1 pseudogene is annotated in these 621 nt (G+C 64.1%); it reads right to left on the reverse strand.

What is annotated here, in order from left to right:
* Positions 1 to 538, reverse strand: a pseudogene (locus DXD77_RS10450) (hypothetical protein); the annotation flags it as partial.
* Between the last annotated feature and the right edge of the window lie 83 nt (positions 539 to 621).

The raw sequence follows: 621 nt of genomic DNA on the forward strand, positions 1-621 counted from the left end.
CTGCCTTGCTTCCGAGCTGCAGCGGAGCCGAGCCGCCCGAGATGTTTACGCTCAGCAGGTGCGCATCCGGCAGCTTCGCGGTCATGCTCCAGAACGGGAGCGTGATGATGCCGGGGGTCATCTCGCCCACGCCGAGCTCCAGCAACAGCACGCGGCGATCGCTGCGCTCGCGCACGAAGCGCTCGTATCGTCCGAGGCTCTCGCGCCATGCCGCACCCTGCAGAAACGTGTCGTCGCGCACCCACGGCACAAGCTGCCAGCCGCAGTGCGGGCATCGGGGGACATCCTCGCTGCGGACCTCGAACCCCGCCATGCCCGCGAGCATGCGCTCGACGTAGGGGCTCGCGTCGAAGAGCTCGTCGCAGCATGGCTGCTTGCACTGAAGGTGCGCGAAGCTTCCCTGATAGTTGCAGACCCTCTCGGTGGGAAACGTCTTCTCGACCTGGGTGTCCACATTGGTGCTCAGGATGAAGTAGTCCTTATGGCCGATGAGGGACCGTAGGTCGAGATAGGGCTGCGAGGCCAGCTCGCGCAGCATGAAGTCGATGTATCGCGCATAGTATGCCCATCGCTGCTCGAGGCTGGGGTAGAGGTGGTAGAAGCCGTCGAAAAGGCTCTTGA

The sequence above is a fragment of the Collinsella sp. TM09-10AT genome (genome assembly GCF_003436275.1).
Lineage (GTDB): Bacteria > Actinomycetota > Coriobacteriia > Coriobacteriales > Coriobacteriaceae > Collinsella.